17 protein-coding genes and 1 other annotated feature are annotated in these 18,102 nt (G+C 61.5%); of the genes, 3 read left to right on the top strand and 14 right to left on the bottom strand.

The window, feature by feature from the left end:
• Positions 1 to 2 precede the first annotated feature (2 nt).
• A complete protein-coding gene (locus ACFO3S_RS13750) occupies positions 3 to 551 on the bottom strand; it encodes an RNA polymerase sigma factor (RefSeq protein ID WP_378096872.1) in 549 nt (182 codons plus the stop codon).
• Between the two features lie 195 nt (positions 552 to 746).
• On the opposite strand from ACFO3S_RS13750, the gene ACFO3S_RS13745 reads away from it, so the two are divergent.
• Positions 747 to 1,079, top strand: a complete 333-nt coding sequence (locus ACFO3S_RS13745) for a sigma-70 family RNA polymerase sigma factor (RefSeq protein ID WP_378096870.1) — start codon at positions 747 to 749, stop codon at positions 1,077 to 1,079.
• Here the strand turns inward: ACFO3S_RS13745 and ACFO3S_RS13740 are convergent.
• The 4 genes from ACFO3S_RS13740 to ACFO3S_RS13725 all read right to left on the bottom strand — a co-directional run bounded on the left by ACFO3S_RS13740 (position 1,076) and on the right by ACFO3S_RS13725 (position 6,365).
• Positions 1,076 to 3,694, bottom strand: a complete 2,619-nt coding sequence (locus tag ACFO3S_RS13740; RefSeq protein WP_378096867.1) for a DNA internalization-related competence protein ComEC/Rec2 — start codon at positions 3,692 to 3,694, stop codon at positions 1,076 to 1,078. The two genes, ACFO3S_RS13745 and ACFO3S_RS13740, sit on opposite strands and share 4 nt — an antisense overlap.
• 128 nt (positions 3,695 to 3,822) lie before the next feature.
• Positions 3,823 to 4,335 carry a deoxycytidylate deaminase gene (locus ACFO3S_RS13735; RefSeq protein WP_378096864.1) on the bottom strand — a complete coding sequence of 171 codons (513 nt, stop codon included), beginning with the start codon at positions 4,333 to 4,335 and terminating at the stop codon, positions 3,823 to 3,825.
• Between the two features lie 37 nt (positions 4,336 to 4,372).
• Positions 4,373 to 5,662: a homocysteine synthase gene (locus tag ACFO3S_RS13730; protein WP_378096861.1), complete on the bottom strand. Its 1,290-nt coding sequence runs from the start codon at positions 5,660 to 5,662 to the stop codon at positions 4,373 to 4,375.
• Positions 5,663 to 5,759: 97 nt separating this feature from the next.
• A complete protein-coding gene (locus tag ACFO3S_RS13725; protein WP_378096857.1) occupies positions 5,760 to 6,365 on the bottom strand; it encodes a ComEA family DNA-binding protein in 606 nt (201 codons plus the stop codon).
• A gap of 180 nt (positions 6,366 to 6,545) precedes the next feature.
• On the opposite strand from ACFO3S_RS13725, the gene comER reads away from it, so the two are divergent.
• On the top strand, positions 6,546 to 7,379 hold the full coding sequence (gene comER / locus ACFO3S_RS13720; RefSeq protein ID WP_378096854.1) for a late competence protein ComER: 834 nt from the start codon (positions 6,546 to 6,548) through the stop codon (positions 7,377 to 7,379).
• 228 nt (positions 7,380 to 7,607) lie between these two features.
• On the opposite strand, the gene leuS is transcribed toward comER, so the two are convergent.
• Both leuS and ACFO3S_RS13710 read right to left on the bottom strand, forming a co-directional pair.
• On the bottom strand, positions 7,608 to 10,043 hold the full coding sequence (leuS, locus tag ACFO3S_RS13715) for a leucine--tRNA ligase (protein ID WP_378096851.1): 2,436 nt from the start codon (positions 10,041 to 10,043) through the stop codon (positions 7,608 to 7,610).
• A 54-nt stretch (positions 10,044 to 10,097) separates the two neighbouring features.
• Positions 10,098 to 10,344 (bottom strand) — a binding site (T-box leader).
• Between the two features lie 42 nt (positions 10,345 to 10,386).
• A complete protein-coding gene (locus ACFO3S_RS13710; RefSeq protein WP_378096848.1) occupies positions 10,387 to 11,022 on the bottom strand; it encodes a TetR/AcrR family transcriptional regulator in 636 nt (211 codons plus the stop codon).
• A 157-nt stretch (positions 11,023 to 11,179) separates the two neighbouring features.
• On the opposite strand from ACFO3S_RS13710, the gene ACFO3S_RS13705 reads away from it, so the two are divergent.
• Complete coding sequence (locus ACFO3S_RS13705; protein WP_378096845.1) at positions 11,180 to 13,396, top strand: MMPL family transporter; 2,217 nt, start codon at positions 11,180 to 11,182, stop codon at positions 13,394 to 13,396.
• A gap of 141 nt (positions 13,397 to 13,537) precedes the next feature.
• On the opposite strand, the gene ACFO3S_RS13700 is transcribed toward ACFO3S_RS13705, so the two are convergent.
• From ACFO3S_RS13700 to aroE, 7 genes are all read right to left on the bottom strand, one after another.
• A complete protein-coding gene (locus ACFO3S_RS13700; RefSeq protein WP_378096842.1) occupies positions 13,538 to 14,329 on the bottom strand; it encodes a class I SAM-dependent DNA methyltransferase in 792 nt (263 codons plus the stop codon).
• Between the two features lie 69 nt (positions 14,330 to 14,398).
• Positions 14,399 to 15,316 (bottom strand): CvfB family protein, encoded by a 918-nt coding sequence (locus ACFO3S_RS13695; protein WP_378096839.1) that lies wholly within the window; start codon positions 15,314 to 15,316, stop codon positions 14,399 to 14,401.
• Entirely contained in the window at positions 15,313 to 15,657 is a 345-nt protein-coding gene (gene rsfS, locus ACFO3S_RS13690; RefSeq protein ID WP_378096835.1) for a ribosome silencing factor, read from the bottom strand. Before rsfS ends, ACFO3S_RS13695 begins: the two co-directional genes overlap by 4 nt.
• Before the next feature lie 3 nt (positions 15,658 to 15,660).
• Complete coding sequence (gene yqeK / locus ACFO3S_RS13685; protein WP_378096832.1) at positions 15,661 to 16,251, bottom strand: bis(5'-nucleosyl)-tetraphosphatase (symmetrical) YqeK; 591 nt, start codon at positions 16,249 to 16,251, stop codon at positions 15,661 to 15,663.
• A complete protein-coding gene (locus ACFO3S_RS13680; RefSeq protein WP_378096829.1) occupies positions 16,241 to 16,828 on the bottom strand; it encodes a nicotinate-nucleotide adenylyltransferase in 588 nt (195 codons plus the stop codon). The genes yqeK and ACFO3S_RS13680 overlap by 11 nt, the downstream gene beginning before the upstream one ends.
• 25 nt (positions 16,829 to 16,853) lie before the next feature.
• Complete coding sequence (gene yhbY / locus ACFO3S_RS13675; protein WP_378096826.1) at positions 16,854 to 17,147, bottom strand: ribosome assembly RNA-binding protein YhbY; 294 nt, start codon at positions 17,145 to 17,147, stop codon at positions 16,854 to 16,856.
• A 45-nt stretch (positions 17,148 to 17,192) separates the two neighbouring features.
• Positions 17,193 to 18,038 carry a shikimate dehydrogenase gene (gene aroE, locus ACFO3S_RS13670; RefSeq protein WP_378096822.1) on the bottom strand — a complete coding sequence of 282 codons (846 nt, stop codon included), beginning with the start codon at positions 18,036 to 18,038 and terminating at the stop codon, positions 17,193 to 17,195.
• Positions 18,039 to 18,102 lie beyond the last annotated feature (64 nt).

Here is an 18,102-nt window from a genome sequence, read left to right as displayed (position 1 = left end):
CTTCATCCCCGGACACCACCTTTCTGATAATCATGAAGTAAAACCTGCAATTGCTGCCGGGCTCTAAATAAATAGGATTTGACTGTATTCAGCGGCAAATTCAAAGAATCGGCAATTTCGTTGTAAGAGAAATCCTGGAGATACCTGAGAACGACAACGGTACGGTGATGCTCGGGAAGCTTACCGATGGCTTCTCGGATTTCCTCCGCGGCGTACGCGGACAAAACTTCGGTCTCCACGTTATCCCCCGCCTGGAAAACCATCTCGTGCTCCTCGATGGAGACGGAAGGCTTTTTGCGCCGGAACTTGTCGATGCAGATATTCGTGACGATTCGCTGGACCCAGGTGCGGAACTGCGCCTTTTCCTCGTAGGATCCGATTTTGGTATATATGCGAATCAGCGCGTCCTGCGATGCGTCGAGCGCATCCTGCTCGTTGTTCAGCAAATAGTAGGCGGTGCGATACACTTGATTCTCGATTTCGCGGAGTAGCGTAACGAGAGCTTCCCGGTCGCCCGCTTGTGCGGCTTTGATCAGAGCCGGCTCCACCACAGAAGATCCTCCTCCCCTGCACCTTCACAGACGCAGCTGTCCGAATAAAGGTTGCAATCCCCCCGTGGGATTTTCGGTAAATAGTTATCCATACTCTCTAAGTCTAGCAAAAATGCACGAAAAGTCACATGTTTTCTGTTGGATAAACGGAACCAGAACCCGTCTTCATCGGTCTATTAGAGTGGAGGTGATCGCGTGGAGCCCGATTATTTGAGGCATATGGATTCGGTCGACGGGGCCGGGCTCAGAATGCTGATGGACCGCTACGGCGACGATGTCTGGAAATACGCCTTCGTGCTGACGAGGGACCGGGAGCAAGCCAGAGACACGATCAAATCGAGGCTGTACCGAGCGCGCAAGGAATTCCGGGAGGGCCGGGAGCACGATCGCATCGACTATTTTCTGATCGACTGGGTCTTGGACCGGCCTGTCTTCGTCGCCCTGCATTATGCAGCCGACAGCGCGGAGATCGCGCAGCCTCTTCTGCTGGCGGTCGCGGCCGGCATTCGCTACGTTCCCGAGCCTTAGGATTCCCCGGAGCCGGCCGCGAACAGCGTTCTTCGCCGCATTGCGCCGTCCGGCGCAATGCGATACTGAATTTCTCCGTCCGTGTCCGTCCTCCAGATCAAGCTGCCCGCCTTCTCCAGACGCCGAAGCACGTCCGGATTCGGGTGGCCGTACAGATTGTTGCGGCCGACGGAGATGACCGTCTCGCGAGGCTGCCAGTAATCGACCCACAAGCCGGTCGTCGACGTCTTGCTGCCGTGATGGCCGGCCTTAAGCACGTCGACGACGATTTGGCTGCCGTCTTCGCCGCCTTCCCCGGCGGCGTAATCGGCGTCGACGACTTCGCTCTCGCCCCGCGCCTCCAGATCCCCCGGCAGCAGAAAATGGCGCCCGTACAACGAGGCCAGCAGCACGACGCTTCGATCGTTCTGGTCCTCGCTGGACCGGACGGGCGAGCCGGCATCGGAATCGGTCGGCACAGGGTACAGAACGCTTACGACGGCGGAAGGATCGACCTGCCAGACGAGCGGCTTGCCGACGGCATAAGCTGGAATGCGCTTATCGGCCACCGTCTGCATAAGCGCCAAGGCGCCGGGAGAATTTTTCAGCGTTCCGTTAAACAGCACCGCCCGCACCGGGATATGGTCCAGCACCGCCCGTGCGCCCCCGATATGATCGGTATCCATATGCGTAAGCACAAGGGCGTCCAGCCGGCTTACGCCCCTTCGCAGCAGCAGCGGCACGAGCAGCTTGCGCCCCACCTCGTACGGGTCTTTTCGCTCTCTCCATTCGTCCCCAGGCTTGCGGAAGCTGACCGTCCCTCCCGCGTCGACCAGAATGTGTTTGCCGTAGCCGGTCCGGATAAGAATGCTGTCCCCCTGCCCCACGTTCAGGAAGGACACCTCGGCCGAACGATTCCACCAGGCCGGCTGCGCTCCCCAGAGGAGCCAAGCGGCGCAAGCCAGCGCGAATGCCGCTCGTCTCGCCAGCGACAGGAGCCGCTCGGAGCGCGTCGGGCCCGGGACGGTACCCTCAAGCGGAGCCGTTGCCGGTCCGCCCTCATAGCTCTCCGCTCGCCGCTCCGTCTGCAGGTTCCACCATTCCCTCAGCCGAAGACGCCGCGAACGGCGCCTCAGCCCCGCAAGCCCGATCCCCATCAGCGCGTACGCGCATACCGTCCAGAGCAGGGACGGCTGCGGCCATATCGTCCGCCAGCCGATAAACCCGTCCAGCCAATCGACGACGCCGAACGTCAGCCGATTGCCCATCGTCGCCAGCTTCGCCGGCACGACGCCCAGAGGCAGCCAGACGCCTCCGAGCGCGAGGGAAGCCAGCCCAAGAGGCATGACGGCGGCGCTGATAAAAGGCACGAGCAGAAAATTGGCCGGCAGAGACAGCAAATGCATCGAATGAAAATAGTAGACCGAGACCGGGAACGAGACGAGCTGCGCGGTAACGGTTACTGCGATCGTCCCCCGCAGCCACGTCCACCGGATCGGAATCAGCTCCGACAGCGCCGGCACGAACAGGATTAAGCCGGCCGTCACGATAAACGACAGCTGGAAGCTGACGTCCTCGATCATCGCCGGCTTCCACATCAGCATCGCCATCGCTGCCGCCAGCAGCAGATGCAAGCCGTCCTTCAGCGCATGAATGCGAGCCAGGCTCAGAGCGATCATCGCCATCAGACAAGCCCGGACAGCGGAAGGAGACGCGCCCGTGATCATCATATAGACCGGCATGAGCGCGATCGTCAGCTCCAGAGACCGCTCGCGCGTCAATCTCAGCCAGCTCCAAAGCTGCAGCAGCAAAAACACGATGACGCCTACGTGCAGTCCCGATATGGCGAGAACGTGCGTGAGTCCCAGCTTCGCGAATTGATCGAACTGCTCCGGATCGAGGTCGGACCGGATGCCGGCGACCAAGCCCTTCATATAGCCTGCGTCTCCGCCCGGATACAGCCGATCGGCCAGCCCGCCGATCTCCCGTCTCAGCTCGTCCAGCAGCCTTAACGGCTTCATCGGCCACGGAGCCGCCGCCCTGACCTGTTCGGCGGATTCCAGCCCCTGAACCGACAGCTGCCAGAATACGCCCTGCCTCCTTAAATAACTGCGGTAATCGAACGCCCCGAAATTGCCGGCTTGACCGGGCGGCTCCAGCGTACCCGACAGCCGGACGCGATCTCCTCTTCTCCACCCTTCGGCCGCGATCGGCTCGGAAGGATCGGCCAGCTTGATTCTGACGACAACGACGTCCTTCGTCCTTCTCTCCTCCGCCGCGCCGATCCGTATCGTCTCGGCCTTCAGCCTGAAGGCGGCCAAATCTCCGTCCACCTCGACGACGGTGGAGATCCTGCCCTCCAGTTCGACGGCTCCGCCGCTCTCTTCCAGGACGCCGGCCGGCAGGTCCGACGCCAGACGGTGCTCCGTCCAGGCTCTCTCTGCATGCGCCAGCAGCAGCGCCGCCGCGCAAACGAGAGTCAGCTTCGGGGAAGCGAGCCCCGCCAGCGCCAACGCAGCCAGCGTCAGCAGCAGAGCGGCCAGCGCCCAAATCGCCTCCTTCCCCGGGAACAGGGACAGCAGGGCCGTCCCCGCGATCCAGCACCCGCTTACCGCCACAAGCGGTCTCCGATCCATTCCTTGCCCTCCTCTCCGGAAAATCGAAAAAGCACCTCCTCGCCGGATGCTGCTTGGCGAGGAGGTGCTTCCTCCATTCTAGCCTATTCAGAATTTTCGCGACGTGCGATCGCCCGACCCTTCGCTTGCTAGAAGTCGTCCTGTACTTCGGTATCCGCGGGCGGCGTGTAGCCATCCAGCTTGCGGAAGATCAATCCCCGCTGCGTCATTAATGCGGCGACTTTGTCGTAATCCTTCGGATAGGGCCTGAAGTAGACGATCTCTGCGATCCCGCTGTTCGCCAGCATGTTGGCGCACGTCCAGCAGGGCTGATCCGTCACGTAGACGACGGACCCTTCGCGGTCCACCCTATCGGTGAACAGCAGCAGATTCTGCTCCGCATGGATCGTCCGAATGCAGCGCTGTTTCTTGATCATCCCGGAAGCGTCGGCCGAAGACGGCTCGTACTCCTCGACGATCATGCAGCCGGCCTCGGAGCAATCCGGCACGCCCATCGGAGCGCCGTTGTACGCCGTGCCGAGCAGCTTCTTCCCCTGCACGAGCACTGTGCCGACATGGCGTCTCGGACAGCGGGAGCGGGTCGAAACCATAAAGGCGATATCCATGAAATAGGTGTCCCAGTCTTTGCGCAAGGCTGCCATCTTCCCATCTTCCCATCTTCTCCCGGGGGCTCGCCGATTACGGTTGGCTAGCCGCCAGCGCTTGATCCAAATCTTTCACAATGTCTGCAATGCCTTCCGTGCCGACCGACAAGCGGATCATGCCCGGCTGTACGCCTGCCGCGATCTGTTCGCTCTCGCTCAACTGCTGGTGAGTCGTACTCGCCGGATGAATGATCAGAGACTTCGAATCGCCGACGTTCGCCAGGTGCGAGAACAGCTTCACCGAGTCGATCACCTTCTTGCCCGCTTCTACGCCGCCCTTGATGCCGAAGGTCAGAATCGCGCCTTGGCCGTTAGGCAGATAGCGCTGGGCCAATTCGTAGGAAGGATGGCTTTCCAGCCCCGGATAGCTGACCCATTCTACCGCCGGGTGCGTCTCGAGGAACTTGGCGACGGCCAGCGCGTTGCTGCTGTGGCGCTCCATGCGAAGATGGAGCGTCTCCAGTCCTTGCAGGAACAGGAAGGAGTTGAACGGGGACAACGCCGCCCCCATGTCGCGAAGCAATTGTACGCGCATTTTAATAATATAGGCGATCGGTCCGACCGCATCCGTGTATACGACGCCGTGGTAGCTCGGATCCGGCTCGGTCAGGCCGGGGAACTTGCCGCTCGCCTTCCAGTCGAACTTGCCGCCGTCGACGACGATGCCGCCGATGGAAGTGCCGTGTCCGCCGATAAACTTCGTCGCGGAATGCAGCACGATATCGGCGCCGTGCTCGAACGGGCGGCACAGGAACGGCGTCGTGAACGTGCTGTCGATAATGAGCGGGATGCCGTTATCGTGCGCGATCGAGGCGACGGCGGCAATGTCCAGCACGTCGCCCCTCGGATTGCCGATCGTCTCGGCGAATACCGCCTTCGTCTTCGGCGTAATCGCCGTACGGAAGTTGTCCGGATCGGACGGGTCGACGAACTTCACCGTAATGCCCAGCTTCGGCAGCGTGATCGCGAACAGATTGTACGTCCCTCCGTAGAGGCTGGCCGACGAGACGATCTCGTCCCCCGCTCCGGCGATATTCAAGATCGAATAAGTAATCGCCGCCTGTCCGGAGCTGACCGCAAGCGCCGCCGCGCCGCCCTCAAGCGCTGCTACCCGCTGCTCGAATACGTCCGAGGTCGGGTTCATGATGCGCGTATAAATATTTCCGAATTCTTTCAGAGCGAACAAGTTCGCAGCATGGTCCGTATCGCGAAATCCATAGGATGTCGTCTGGTAAATCGGAACCGCGCGGGACATCGTCGACGGGTCGATCTGTTGACCGGCATGCACCGCAAGCGTTTCCAGAGAATACGATTCATTGCTCATTCGAATTGAACCTCCCGATACAAAAATAGTGAAATAAGATCGATTTCCCTCTCATTCTCTCATAATTACTGCCAAAGGAAAAGCGGATATTCGGTAATTATTCTCGGGCTCCGACATGAACGAGAACGGACAGACGCTCGAATACTTTAGGGCCGATTCCTTTGACGTCCAGCAGCTGTTCCACCCGGCGGAACCCGCCGATCTTGTCGCGGTGGGCGAGAATGGCCTTCGCCTTAGCGGGGCCGATCCCGGGCAGCGCGTCGAGATCGGCCTCGGTCGCCCGGTTCAGATCCAAAGTGCCGGCCTCGGTCCCGGAAGGCGCTGCCGGCGGCGCCGGATCCTCCGGGGAGAACTCGGCCGGCGATCCGGCCGGCTCCGGGGACGCCGGGCTCTGCCCCGGGCCGGCCGCCGGGTCCGGCGACTGCCGGTCTGACGCCGGGCCTGGCGGCTGATCCGGCTGCGGCTCCGAGAGCGGGGCCGTCTTCCGCTCCGGCTGCGAGCCTGGCGCCGCCGAATCGTCCTGTCCCCCCGGAAGCCGCGCCTGCTCCAACGCGGTCCGGAGCGCGTCGTTCACGGGCGTCCACCCCGGGATCGCCTCCTTCCCGGAACTGCCGAGCAGAGCGGCGGCCAGGACGGCGATTCCGATGGCGAGCAGCGTCAGAGCAAGAGCCATACGAAAGGGGAGCCTGTTATTTTTATTCATTCTCCTGTATCCTCCGTTTCTTTTTTGGCATAGATATATGAAAAACGTTCATGACGTCCAAGCAAGCGTTCATACAATGGAATGCAAGCCTGACGTCAGCCGTCTTCCTTCGGATCGGCGGCCGCCAGGCCGCAACGTTCGAACGCCGACCAAGGCGAGTTCTCTGTAGGAGGGACCAGGATGAAGATCGGCTTCATCGGTGCGGGGAGTATGGGAAGCTTATTGGTGGGAGCCTTCGTACGCGCCGGCGCGATGCGGCCGGACGACATCGTCGTCAGCTCCCGAACGAAAGCCAAGCTGTTCGCGTTGGCCGAGCAATATCCCGGCCTTCATGTCGCCGCTTCGAACCGCGAAGCCGCGATCGGGGCCGATTACTTGTTTCTGTGCGTGAAACCGCTGGACTTCAGAAGCGTGCTGGATGAGATTGCCCCGGTGCTGACCGCCGGTCAGGTCGTGATCTCGATTACGAGCCCCGTCAAAGTCTCGGCCCTCGAAGAGCTGACGTCCGCCAAGGTCGCCAAAATCATCCCCAGCGTCGTGAACGCCGTCGGCAGCGGGGCTTCTCTCGTCATGTGGGGAACCCGGCTGACGGAAGAGGAGAAGCGCGGTCTCTGGGAGCTGTTCTCTTCGATCAGCCGTCCGGTCTGCGTCTCCGAGGACGAGGTGCGCGTCGCGTCGGACTTGTCCAGCTGCGGCCCGGCTTTCCTGGCGTATTTGCTCGAGCAGTTCGTGGACGCAGCCGTGCTTACCGCGGGAATGGAACGGCAAACGGCGACCGCCCTCGCCTGCGAAATGATGCTCGGCACCGCGCGGCTTATGCTGGAGCTTCCTTGCACCCCGGCCGAGCTGCAAGCGAGAGTGTCGGTGCCCGGCGGGATTACGGCAGCCGCCCTGGAATCGCTGCGCAAGTCGACCCGCGGCGCATTCCTGCAAGTGCTGTACACGACCCACGAGAAATTCGCAGAGGATCTCGACCGCGTCGACTCCTCCCTGTTTCCCCGCGAGCGCACTTAGCCGCGGGGCGGAGGGGTCCGGCATACATAAGGGACTGGCTAGGAGCCGCCATGCAGGCGGGGGCGGTCCGGGAAAAACAAAGCGCCGCCCGACTCCGTCCATACAGACGGAGTCAAGCGGCGCGTGCTTCGCGCTGCGATCGTTCGATAAGCGGCGGACGGACGGGCTCCCCCATGCCGCCGCTGCGGGGTGGGCCCCGGCTTCCCAGCCGGTTCCGGCCGTGCGGACTTAGTTGGCGACGATGTTGACCAGCTTTCCTTGGACCGCAATCACTTTGCGGATCGTCTTGCCGGAGATCAGCTCCTGAACCTTCGCGGAGTCGAGCGCCTTGGCCTGCATCCCCGCTTCGTCCAGATCGGCGGCGATCATCAGACGCTCTGCGATCTTGCCGTTCACCTGCACGACGATCTCGACTTCCGAATCCACCGTAAGCGAAGGATCGTACTCCGGCCACGGCGCGTAGGTGACGGAGCCGGAATGGCCAAGCTTCTCCCACAGCTCTTCCGCGATATGCGGAGCGATCGGGGACAGCATCTGCACGAAGTCCTCCATCGCTTTTTTCGGCAGCGCTTCCGTCTTGTACGCCTCGTTGACGAAGATCATCATCTGGCTGATCGCCGTATTGAAGCGCAGGCCTTCGTAGTCGTCGCCGATCTTCTTGAGGCTCTTGTGCCAGACTCGGCGAAACGCGTCGTCGCCCGGAGCGTCCTGGATTTTGCGATTCAGGCTGCCGCTGTCGTCGACGAACAGTCGCCAGACTCGGCCCAGGAAGCGGAATACGCCCTCCACCCCGTTCGTATTCCACGGCTTCGTCGCTTCCAGCGGACCCATAAACATCTCGTACATCCGCAGCGTATCGGCGCCGAACTCGTTCACGATGTCGTCAGGATTGATGACGTTGCCGCGGGATTTGGACATCTTCTCGTTGTTCGTGCCGAGAATCATCCCCTGGTTGACCAGCTTGTGGAACGGCTCCTTCGTGCTGACGACGCCGATATCGTACAGCACCTTGTGCCAGAAGCGCGCATAGAGCAGGTGCAGAACGGCATGCTCCGCGCCGCCGATGTACAGGTCGACGGGCAGCCACTCCCGCTGCTTCTCCGGCGAGCAAATTTCCTTGTCGTTCTTCGGATCGATGAAGCGCAGGTAGTACCAGCAGCTTCCCGCCCACTGCGGCATCGTGTTCGTCTCGCGGCGAGCCTTGCGGCCGCTGCGCGGATCGACGACGTTCACCCATTCCGTTACGTTGGCCAGCGGAGACTCTCCCGTGCCGGAAGGCTGAATCGCGTCCACGTCCGGCAGCAGCAGCGGCAGCTCCTCCTCCGGGATCGTGTCCATCGTGCCGTCCTCGTAATGCAGCACCGGAATCGGCTCGCCCCAATAGCGCTGACGGCTGAACAGCCAATCGCGCAGCCGGTACGTGACTTTGCCTCTGCCCTTGCCTTCCTTCTCCAGATGCGCAATCATCGCCCGGATCGCGTCCGCCGTTGTCATTCCGTTGAGAAAATCGGAATTCACCAGCCTGCCGTCGCCCGAATACGCCGCTTCTTCGACGTTGCCCCCGGCGACGACTTCCACGATCGGCAGGCCGAACTTCTTCGCGAACTCCCAGTCCCGCTCGTCGTGGCCGGGAACGGCCATAATCGCGCCGGTGCCGTAGCCGCCGAGCACGTAATCGGCGATCCAGATCGGCACCTGGACGCCGTTGACCGGATTGACCGCGTAGGCGCCCGTGAACACGCCGCTTTTGTCCTTGGCCAGATCGGTCCGCTCGAGATCGCTCTTGCGCGCCGCCTGCTCGACGTAGGCGTCGACGGCCTCCTTCTGCTCGGGCGTCACGATCTTGGCGACCAGCTCATGCTCGGGAGCCAGCACGCAATACGTCGCTCCGAACAGCGTGTCCGGACGAGTCGTGAAGACGGTCAGCGCCGCGTCGTGGCCGTCGATGGCGAACGTCACTTCCGCGCCGGTCGACTTGCCGATCCAGTTGCGCTGCATGTCCTTAATGCTCTCGGACCAGTCGAGCTCCTCCAGATCCTCCAGCAATCTTTCCGCGTACTCCGTAATCTTCAGCATCCATTGGCGCATCGGCTTGCGGATGACCGGATGGCCGCCGCGCTCGCTCAGCCCGTCGATGACCTCTTCGTTCGCCAGAACGGTGCCGAGCGCCGGACACCAGTTCACCGGAACTTCGGCGACGTAGGCCAGCCCTTTCTTGTACAGCTGGATAAAAATCCACTGCGTCCACTTGTAATAATCCGGATCGGTCGTGCTGAACTCGCGGTCCCAATCGTAGGAGAAGCCGAGCGACTTGATCTGGCGGCGGAAATTGTCAATGTTCTCGAACGTGATCTCCCGCGGATGGCGTCCCGTCTGCAGCGCGTATTGCTCCGCCGGCAGGCCGAAGGCGTCCCAGCCCATCGGGTGCAGCACGTTGTAGCCCTTCATCCTTTTGTAGCGGCTGACGATGTCGGTCGCCGTGTAGCCTTCCGGATGGCCGACGTGAAGCCCCGCCCCCGACGGGTACGGAAACATGTCAAGCGCGTAGAACTTCGGCTTGCCCGCGTCCTCCGTCGTCTTGAACGTCTTGTGCTCGTCCCAATATTTCTGCCATTTCGGTTCGATCTTTTGCGGCTGATAGCCTTGTCCGTGCTCCTGTGCCATGTCGATTAACTCCCTTTGTCAGTAAACTAAAAAGCTCCCGCCCCCAGCGTTGTCGCTAGGGACGAGAGCGAATCTCCCGTGGTACCACCCTAGTTGACGGCTATCCTGCTTGGATGTCCGCCCACTCCGCCTCGTAACGAGAGGTCACGCCTTGCCTGTCGTCCTCGTCCGCACAGCGGACCGAAAAGCGTTCGGCTCGGAGGCTCCAAGGCGAGTTCGTCGCTGCCGCTAACCGGCTTCCACCATCCGCCGGCTCTCTGTGTAACGTCATGCGAGTACTGATCCTTTTCACAGCCAAAGTATGCCATGATTATAGCCAATTCCCGCGATTCATGTCAAGCCGCTAAGGCTCGAAGCCTGACTTGCCCGCTCCGTTCAAGAACAGATCCACGACGGCCGGGGCCAACTGCTCGGGGGCGAACGCCTCTTCGCCGATGCGCTCCCGGCTTCCGATCATCAGAAGCGCGGAGAAAGCATGAGACAGCAGCATCGGGCGGTCTCTCCGAATCTCCCCGCCTTCCATCGCCCTCGCGAATTCTGCCGCCAGCGCTTCGTGAATCCCTGTTTCCGCCCGGCGGATCTCGGCGCGCTGCTCTTCGCTCAGCGAAGGCATCGCCTCCCGCATCAGGCTTTCGAACTCGACATGGGACTGCGACTTCGTCATTTTGGACAACGCGATCCGAACGAGACGTTCGCGCAACGTTTCGTTCTCCTCGATGATCCGTTCCGTGGCCGCTCGGATTCGCAGCATCATTTCCGTTACTGCCGCCGTAAAGAGCACCGATTTGTTCGTGAAATAATAGTAAACGGACGCCTTGGTGACTCCGGCCCGTTCGGCGATCATATTGACCGAGACCGGCTCATACCCTAAATCCATAAACAGGGCAGAGGCGGTCTGCAGCACCTTGTCTCTCATCGAGGGATTGCCCGTTTCGCTCCTCGGTCTTCCGGGGGGGCGCTTGGAGCGGGGTGCGCTCATCGTTTTCCCCTCCTTATGTTGGAAATATCTCCGTTGCATAATTAACCTTCCGGTATATATAATTAATTTGCGATTCTAATCAAATTATATCCGAAATCGAAAATCCCGAAAGCTTTCAATAATCGCGTGTTTATCAAAAGAAGGAGGAATACTCGCAATGAGCGACAAAGGACATCGCTACGGAAACTGGGTTTCCGGCAAGCGCGGCAGATGGATGACGCTCTTGGTCTGGGTGGCGGCGGCCGGTCTGCTGAGCGCGCTGCTCCCGTCCGTGAACAGCCGGGAAATCAACAACTCCCCCGATTTGGATTCCGGCAAGCCTTCCATGCAGGCGAACGCCGTCGCCGCAAGGGAGTTTCCCGGGGGATCGGACATTCCCGCGCTCGTCGTCCTGCATAAGGGCAGCGGACTCGCCGCGTCCGATCTGGAGCTTGTCCGCGAGCTGACGGAGCAGCTCGCCGCTTCCCCCGTTCCGCACCAGACGTCCGTTCCGCCGCTGCACGCGCTGCCGCCTCTGGCGCTGCAAAGCCAGCTGTCCGGAGACGGCAGCACGCTGGTGCTGCCCGTCCTGTTCGACAAGCAGGCGGACGCGGATCAACTAAAGGAGGGCGTGTCGGAGCTTAAGCGGGAATTTGCCGGCATCGTCGGATACGATCCGTTCGCCGAAGCCCGCGATTCCCAAGACAGGCTAAGCGCCCGCATCACCGGCCCCGTCGGCATTTCGATCGACGCGACGGACCTGTTCAAAAACGCAGACGTCAGTCTCCTGATCGGAACCGTTCTGCTCGTGCTCGTTCTGCTGCTGCTCATTTATCGTTCCCCGGTTCTGGCGCTGCTGCCTCTCGTTGCGGTCGGTTTCGCTTACGGAGTCATCAGTCCCCTTCTTGGCTGGATGGCGAGCAAAGGGTGGATCGTCGTGGACGGCCAAGCAATCTCGATCATGACCGTTCTGCTGTTCGGGGCAGGAACGGACTACTGCTTGTTCCTCATTTCCAGATTCCGTCAACTGCTGAAAAGCGAACAAAGCAAAGCGAAAGCGCTGCTTGCCGCCATCGCCGGTTCCTCGGGGGCGATCGCGATGAGCGGCCTGACCGTCGTCATTGCTCTCCTGACGCTGCTCGCGGCGGAGTACGGAGCTTACCAGCGCTTCGCAGTGCCTTTCAGTTTGGCTATTCTGATCATGGGCATCGCCAGCTTAACGCTGGTTCCCGCGCTGCTTGCCATTATCGGCCGGGCTTCCTTCTATCCGTTCGTGCCCAGAACGCCTGAAATGCAGCGGGAGCGCGCCGCTCGCAAAGGCAAGCCGGCGCCCGCCGCCCCCAAGGAGCCTCGCAACTGGGCTGGCAGAATCGTGACCGACAAGCCGTGGTCCGTGCTTATCGTCTGCACGCTGCTTCTCGGAGGACTGGCCGCCGTGGCGCCGCAAATGAAATTCACTTACGACCTTCTGTCGTCTTTTCCGGAGGATATGGAATCCAGGGAAGGGTTCGCCTCCATCGGCGAGCAGTTCTCTCCTGGCGAGCTTGCCCCGGCGAAGGTGATCGTCGACACGCAGGGCCGGTCCGTCGATTTGGCCCCGAAACTGGCGGATCTCTCTTACGTCGACGTCGTGTCCGAACCGCAGACAGGTCGATCGAACCCGAATATCGTCGCATACGAAGTTCAATTCAAGCTTAATCCGTATTCCGTTGAAGCGATGAACCGTATTCCGGAGTTGAGGGCGATCGCGGAGCGTACGCTGGCGGAATCCGGCGTCGCCAATCCGGAAGAAGGCGTCTGGATCGGCGGACAGACGGCAGAGCAATACGATAACAGGGCGACTGGAGAACGGGATACGCGGCTCGTTATTCCGATCGTGATCGGGCTGATTTCTCTGCTTCTGCTTTTGTACCTTCGTTCCGTCGTCGCGACCGCTTATCTCGTGCTTACCGTCATCCTTTCCTTCTTTTCCGCGCTGGGCCTCGGTTGGCTGGTCGTTCATTACGGGATGGGGGCGGAGGCGATCCAGGGAGCGATACCGCTGTATTCGTTCGTTTTCCTGGTCGCGCTGGGTGAAGATTACAACATCTTCATGATCTCAAGCATTTGGCAAAAAAGAAAAAAAATGCCGCTCAAGCAGGCGATCAAGGAAGGAGTCGGCGAGACGGGCGCCGTCATTACCTCCGCGGGGCTCATTCTTGCCGGAACGTTCGCCGTGCTTGCGACGCTGCCGATCCAGGTGCTCGTGCAATTCGGGACGATTACCGCGATCGGCGTGCTGCTCGACACGTTCGTCGTGCGACCGTTCCTCGTGCCGGCGATCACCCTGCTGCTCGGCCGCCGGGCGTTCTGGCCGAGCAAGCTCGAGCCTGCCGGAGAGAAGGACGCTTCCTAAAAGTACTCTTATAGCCGCCGTATCGCTTGCCGCCCAAAGTTTTACCGCTGTGCCGCCTAAGGAGGCAGCATGCAAAGAGGCTGCCTCCAAGTCGGCGGGTTCGATGGGCCAACCGCTTCGACTTGGGGGCAGCCCCTCCTTTTATTCCGGCCTGCGGGCTACGTAAAACAGCCTTTCCGATTCCGCGTTCGGCTTGTCCCAGCGGAAATCGGCGACGCGATGCAGCAGCTCGAAGCCGGCTCGCTCCAGCTCCCCGGCGATCCAGTCGGGATCGTACGCCCGCTGCACGTGAGATTCCTCGAACCGGCTGTACAGCGCGCCCGCGCCCGAGGAAAGCTGCTCCTCCCGGATAAAAAACGTCAGCGAGTGCTCGATCTCCATCCGCTTCTCGTCGTAGTCGCTCGTCCACAAATACGCCACGTCCGGCTCGTCGTAAACGAAAGGCTGCTCCTGCGCGTAGCGCTCCAGCTGCCGCGGCGGATGAACGTCGAACAGGAACAGTCCGCCGGGCGCCAGCCCCCGATAAGTCTGCCGAATCGTCGCCGAGACGTCCTCCGGCTCCGTCAAATAGTTCAGGCAGTCGCAGAAGCTGATGACGGCGTCGGCCGGATGGGGCAGCTCCCAGTCCCGCATATCCTGCTGCAGCCAGCGGATCGTCCCCAGCTTGTCGCGGCCGTTGCCGGACGCGGGCGGATCGTCCCATTTGCCGCGGGCCACCGCCAGCATCTCCGAGGAAATGTCGATGCCGAACACGCGAAAGCCGGAGCGGGCGAGCGGGATCGACAGATTGCCCGTGCCGCAGCCGAGATCGACGACCGTCTGCGGTATGCCGTAGCGATCCCAGCATTGGCGGGCGAAGCTCAGCCAGTCGGAATACGGCATCTCCTCCATCAGCCGGTCGTAAATGCCCGCGAATTGACGATATGTGCGCATGGCGGCAACTCCAGTCTTAGGTTGATAATAGAGCCCAACGGCGCGATTGCGGGGGAGAGCTTGGCCGGACTAACCGTCGTCGCCGGCCGGCTCGTCCGCAGTCTTCAGGTGCGTCCAATTGCCCTTCTGCTCGATCAGACCGTCCTTCATCAGCTTGCCCAGCGCCCGCTTGAAGGCGGATTTGCTCATCTGGAACCGCCGCTGGATGTCCTCTGCGCTCGTCTGATCCGAATAGGGCATCGCCCCTCCGGGACGCGCCTTCAGAAAAGCCAAAATCCGGTCCGCGTCCTCCAGCCGGCCGACCTCCTTCGTCGCCTTGACGCTGAGCGAAACCCGTCCGTCCTCGCGGACCTGGGTCACGCGCGCGCGGAACTTCTGCCCGATGCGAAGCGGATGAACCATCGCTCCCTCGTTGATGTAGCCGAGCGCTCCGAAACCGAGAACGCCTCCGTCGACAAGCGCGAATACGCCGTCTCTGAATACGTCCGTCACCCAGCCTTCCAGCCACTGGTTTTTCCAGGACGCCGGGGCCCGGAACACGAGCGGCGCGAAATCGTCGATCTTGGCCGGCCGGGCCAGCATGCGGCCTTCCTTATCGTGCTTCATGACGACGAACAGCTCGTCCCCCGTCTGGGGCCATACGTTCTTGCGCTCCGCCGGAAAAGATTTCAGAGGCAGCAGAAGCTGCCGCCCGATGCCCATCTCCAGAAAAAAACCGAAGCTGGGGTGAAAGTCCGCCACCGTGAGCCTTGCCAGCTCTCCCAGCCGGATAAGCGGCTGGCGCAGCGTGGCGGTAATCCGCTCCTTGTCGTCGTGGAACAGGAAAGCCTCGACGTTCGTGCCCGGTTCCGGACGTGCGCCGGCCGCCTCTCCGTAGGGCAGCAGCACCTCCGGACCGTCCTCCGCGCCGAAGCCGAGAAACCAGCCGTAAGGCGGCACCTCTCTTCGAACATGCAAATCTTGCACCGTTCCGGCGGTCAGGTTCATACGAGCTCCACTGCCTTCGCGTCCGACCACAGACGCTCCAGATGATAGTACTCGCGCTCTTCGCGATGGAAAACGTGAGCCACGACGTCTCCCATGTCCACCAGCACCCACCGCGCGGTGTCCAAGCCTTCGATCCGCACGCGGTGACCGGCCAGTTCGGCGTTTTTGCGAATCTCCGTCGCGATCGACAGCACCTGCGTATCCGAATTGCCGTGGCAGATGACGAAATAATCCGCCACAAGCGAAATGCCTTGCAAGTTCAAGGCGACTAGGTCGTGCGCCTTCTTCTCTTCCGCCGCCTGAACGACCTTCTTGAGCAATTGTTCCGAGCTTCCTGCCATGTCTCAGCCTCCGTTATTGTTGTTGTCGCTGATCTTCCTGCTTGCGATGAGATCGTTGCGCGCCAGTACGGTAAGCGGGAATATGCGCTTGCCGCGCCGGACCAGCACTTCGATGGTCGAACCGAAAGCCGCGACGAGGGCTTCCTCCAAACTATGTTCAGCCCGTTCGCGGATTTGATCGACTCCGGGATAGTCTCTTCCCGGCTCGATGTAATCCGCCAGACAGACGATCTTGTCCAGCTTCGTCATGCCGACGCGTCCGGAGGTGTGGAAGCGGATCGCGTCCAGCACCTCCTCGTCGTCGACGCCGTGCTCGGCCTTCACCGCCCAGGCTCCGACCGGAGCGTGCCACAGCTCCTTGTCGTGCTCCAGCAGCTCGGCGGGCAGCCCCTGCTCTCGAATGACCCGCTCCATCCGGTCGGTCGCCCACGCCTTCGCATAGTCGTGGAGCAGCGCGGCCAGCTCCGCCCGGGACGGATCTCCGCCGTAGCGGTTCGCAAGTCCGATCGCCGTCTCCACGACGCCGAGCGTATGCTTCCACCTTTTGTCCGGCATCTGGGCCCGGGTCGCTTCTCTCAGCTTGTCAAGATTCATATAAGCCATTCCTTTGAATATATTCGATAACCGCGTCGGGCGTCATGTAGCGGACAGATCGCCCTTCTCCGATTCTTCGCCGGATGTCCGAGGACGAGATTCCGGTCGGCGGCATCTCCGCCCGCGTCAGCTTCGCGCGAACGAAATCCGGCAGCAGGCTGTCGTCGCTCGGCTCACCCGGCCGCTCCAGCCCGATGAAGGAGACGGCCGCCGCAAGCTCCTCGATTTTGCGCCAATTCGGCAGATCGCGAATCATATCGGAGCCGACGATCCAGTGAAACCGGGCGTCGGGATGCTTCCTCCGAAGCGCGGAGACGGTGTCGATCGTATACGATATTCCTTCCATGGACAGCTCGATCTCCTCGACGCGGAACGCCGAATGGCCGGAGACGGCCGCCTCCAGCATCGCGCATCTTCGCGCGCCGTCGGCTCCGGGTCTCGGTTTGTGCGGCGGCAGATAGGTCGGAATGAACCAGACCTCGTCCAACCGAAGCGCGTCTCTCGCGGCTTCGGCCGCCAGAAGATGCCCGTAGTGGACCGGATCGAACGTGCCTCCCAGCAAACCGATTTTGCTCATGTCGCTTTGGCCGCCCTTCCTGTCGCTACCTGGGAAGCTCGATTTCTTTATGGTCGGTGGATTCCTTGTACAGAACGATCGTCTTGCCGATGACCTGAACGAGCTCGCAGCCCGACTTCTCGGCAATCTCGGCGCCGATCTCGCGCGGGTCCTCGTCGTTGTTGTTCAGCACGGACACCTTGATCAGCTCGCGCACTTCGATCGCTTCCTGGATATGTCGGATGAGATGGTCGTTCGTCCCGCCCTTGCCGATCTGGAAGATCGGGGTCAGATGGTGCGCGAGCGACCGGAGGTAACGTTTCTGTTTGCCTGTCAGCATGTCAATTCCTGCTTTCTGTAGGATGGCCCCCAATTTCTAGGTCTTTCAGTCGGCCGCGAACGAGGCCAGCACCGCTTCGCGCATCGCCGCGACCGGCGCCGGCTTGCCGGTCCAATACTCGAACGCGTACGCGCCCTGGTAAATAAACATGCCGAGACCGCCATGAATGCGGCAGCCCCGTTCCTCGGAGCGGCTGAGGAAGGCGGTCTTCAGCGGGTTGTAGATCAGATCGCTGGCGACCGCACCCGGCTTCAGCCAGGCCGGATCGATCGGCAGCTCGCCGACGTTCGGAGACATGCCGACGGATGTCGTATTGACGACGACGTCGGCTTCCGCGACGGCTTCCGGCAGACGGTCCCACGGAACGGCGGCGATACCCGACTTCTCGGGGAACGCCGCGGCCAGCTCGACGGCTCTCGCCTCCGTGCGATTCGCGACGACGACGGCCGCCGGCTTCTCCTGGGCGAGCGCCCACAGAATGCCTCGGGCCGCGCCTCCCGCTCCGAGCACGACGATCGTTTTGCCGGACAAGTCTGGCTCGGCCTCTTCCTTAAGCGACCGGACATAGCCGATGCCGTCCGTATTGTAGCCGATCAGCCGGCCGTTGTCGTTCACGATCGTATTGACCGCTCCGGCGGCTTGCGCTCCTTCGCTGATCTCGTCGAGAAGCTTCATCACTTCAATCTTATGCGGGATCGTTACGTTCAGGCCGCGAAAGCCAAGCCCCCGGACGCCCGCGATCGCCTGCTCCAACCGCTCCGGAGCGACGTGAAAAGCGGCGTATGCGCCGTTCACGCCAGCTTCCCGGAAGGCGCGGTTCAGCATGACCGGCGACTTGGAATGGCGAATGGGATCGCCGATAACTCCGAACAATTGCGTATGGCTGTCCATCTGTTGGCTGCTTCTCCTCTCCCGGAGACGATGATTCTTCCGCATCCGTCAAGTTCGACGGCTG

The organism is Cohnella hongkongensis (assembly GCF_042654645.1).
GTDB lineage: Bacteria > Bacillota > Bacilli > Paenibacillales > Paenibacillaceae > Cohnella > Cohnella hongkongensis.
This window is presented reverse-complemented; position numbering and strand designations above follow the sequence as displayed.